Below are 3,011 nucleotides of genomic sequence, written 5' to 3' on the forward strand. Positions count from 1 at the left end.
CTTGATGATAAAGGTTATTTTAGCGCTACTGATATTTGCGGCGGTCGCGACCAATCTCACGTGCAAATTTATACTAAAGCGCCCTAGTCCGCTGGGCAACATTCATCCGTTTGCGTTTGCGGCGGCTGCGGTCATCGTGATACTTGCTAAAGTTATGTTTATGGTTTAAGGAGAGGATATGATAAATTTAAAACTACTCGACACTCGCTACGACGAGTTCGTAAAAAAATTACAAGGAAAAAACGTAAAGCCCGAGGTTTTAAACGAGCTTTTGACGACGTTTAACGAGCTAAAAGCCAAGCGTCAAGCGCTAGAAAATTTCCAAGCGATCCAAAACGCTAAGAGCAAAGAGCTAGGCATAAAGGCTAGAAACGGCGAGAACACCGACGAGCTAAAAAACGAGCTAAATTTAAACAAAGCCGCGATGGGCGATGCCGCCGATATCGTGCGCGCATACGAGGAAAAGCTCGAAAACATCGCAAGCTGCGTGCCTAATATCACCGACGACGACGTGCCGTTTGGCGCCGACGAGGATGACAATGTCTGCGTAAAAACGGTACTGGAGCCTACCAAATTTGACTTCGCCCCAAAGGAACACTACGAGCTTGGCGAGAGTTTAGGCTGGCTTGATTTCGAGCGCGGAGTTAAGCTTTCAGGCTCGCGCTTTTGCGTGCTAAAGGGCATGGGAGCGCGCCTATCAAGAGCGCTAGTTAACTACATGATCGACTTTAACAACGCGCGCGGCTTTGAGCTGGTTAACGTGCCGTTTTTGGTAAATGCAAACACGCTTTACGGCACAGGACAGCTGCCTAAATTTGAAGACGATCTATATAAAGCTCAGGGCGAGGATTTATATCTAATCCCTACTAGCGAGGTGCCGGTAACAAACCTATATAACGATGAAATTTTACCCGTCGAGAACCTACCGATAAAGATGACTTGCTACTCGGCGTGCTTTCGTAAAGAAGCGGGCTCGGCAGGACGCGACACGCGTGGAATGATCCGCCAACATCAGTTTGAAAAGGTCGAGCTCGTAGCTATCACGACTCCAGAGCAAAGCGCGCAGATGCTTGACGAGATGGTCGCGTGCGCTAGCGATTTGCTAACGAGCCTTGGATTGCCACACCGCCACATGTTGCTTTGTAGCGGAGATCTTGGCTTTAGCGCGGCAAAGACGATAGACCTCGAGGTCTGGCTACCCGGACAAAACAAATACCGCGAGATAAGCTCGGTATCAAACACGCGCGATTTCCAAGCTCGCAGAGCCAAAATCCGCTACAAAGACGGCAAGAAAAACGCTCTGGTAAACACCCTAAACGGCTCGAGCCTAGCCGTAGGCAGGACGCTCATAGCGATAATGGAAAACTACCAAAAAGCAGACGGCAGCATCGAGATCCCCGAAGTTCTTAAAAGGTACATTTAGTGGCGAAAAACGACGACGAAAACGTAGTAATCCTCGAAGAGGCCGATTTTGATCAAGACGAAGAAACCGACTCGCTCGATGAGCAAGAAGACGGCGATAGCGACGGTTTAGTCTCGCTTGACGAGCTAGAGCCCGTAGCCTTTGAGCAGCCAGCAGACGCGCAAGAAGAGGCCAAAAAAAGCAAGAAAAAGCTTTTTATCATCGGCGGAGCCGGCGCGGCCGTCATCATCTTGGCCGTAGTTTTATTTTTCGTTTTTAGGGGCGAGAAAAAGCCGCCGATAGACGAAAAACAGATCGTAAAAGACATCGAGGAGCACTACGAGTCGCAAAAATTCGGCAGCTCAAAGATCGACGACATGATCGCTAAGGCAAATTTACTCTACGAAAAGGGCAATAAATTTGAGGCGCTGAAAATCTACGAAAACATCGCAGTTTATAACCAAAGCCTCTCAAACTATAATCTCGGCGTTTCGCAGATGAGACAGGGCAAATTTGAAGACGCACTAAAAAGCTTTAAAAAAGCTATCGACAATAACGAAAACGTCGCCGTTAGCGCCATAAATGCCGCGGTTAGCTCGCTGGAGCTAAAAAACGAGCAAAATTTTAACTATTATATAAATCTCGCTAATTCGTTTTTGTACAAGGAGGTAGACTCTCCGCTATACAACTACTACTACGCGCTCATAAACTACTATAAAGGCCAATACATCGAGGCTCTAGCGGCTCTCTCTCACGCCGAAAATGGCTACTATAAAGACCGATACGACTACCTCGCGGCTAAAATTTTAAGCTTTATCGGCGACGATGCCGAAGCGATAAAAAAGCTAGAAGCGCAAAAGGAATTTGACGCAGACCTGGCGCTTGGTATGCTTTACGCGAGGCTCGGACAGTACGAAAAGGCCAGAAATAGGCTAAATTTAGCGCTAAACAAGGGCGGTGACTCAAATAAAATCAACTCTATGATAGCCATCATAAACCTAAAAGACGGCAAATTTGAAGCGGCGACAAATGAAATAAAGGCCGTATTTCACGAGGATCCGCTGTTTTTAAACGCGAATTTTCCGATCAAAACGATACTAAAGCCAGAGCTTTTTGACGTAAATTTAGCTCAAGCGCACTTTAGAAACGACCTGTTTTTCGATAAAACCAAACGATATGAGACGCTGTTTTACTTCGCGCCTTATAAGGTTTTTGACCCGAACCAAACGATAAACTACATAAGAAAAGGCGGCGTGAGCCTATTTTTGGACGATGCAAGCGCAGCGGGCAACTACCTAAACGCTAGCGGCGCGCTCTCAAAGGTAAATTTAGAGCTCTCATCAGCCATCGCAAACGCCCTAAACTACAAGCTAAAGCAGGCCAACGCGCAGTTTGCCTCGCTCATCTCGCTCTATCCCGAACACTCGGTTTTACACTACGACCTAGCGCTTAGCTACGCGCAGCTGGGCAACTTTAGCATGGCGGCAAAGCACTTTATCATGAGCTATCACCTAGACCCGACAAATCACATAGCAGGCGTGCTAGGCGCCATCGCAAACGACATAAACGCAGTGGATAATACTAAGCTACTGCAAGAGATCTCTGAAAA

2 protein-coding genes are annotated in these 3,011 nt (G+C 47.3%); both read left to right on the forward strand.

Annotated features, from left to right (window positions below):
• Positions 1-178 precede the first annotated feature (178 nt).
• Entirely contained in the window at positions 179-1,423 is a 1,245-nt protein-coding gene (serS, locus tag Q0338_RS04100; RefSeq protein ID WP_298085647.1) for a serine--tRNA ligase, read from the forward strand.
• On the forward strand, positions 1,423-3,011 hold a 1,589-nt coding region (locus tag Q0338_RS04105; protein WP_298085648.1), incomplete at its 3' end, for a tetratricopeptide repeat protein. The genes serS and Q0338_RS04105, both read left to right, overlap by 1 nt.

The sequence above is a fragment of the uncultured Campylobacter sp. genome, from assembly GCF_938018145.1.
In the GTDB taxonomy this organism is placed as follows: domain Bacteria; phylum Campylobacterota; class Campylobacteria; order Campylobacterales; family Campylobacteraceae; genus Campylobacter_A.

Bases quoted from the DNA above. Each gene is read 5' to 3' on its own strand.
- serS (WP_298085647.1), top strand. From the start codon at position 179: ATGATAAATTTAAAACTACTCGACACTCGCTACGACGAGTTCGTAAAA.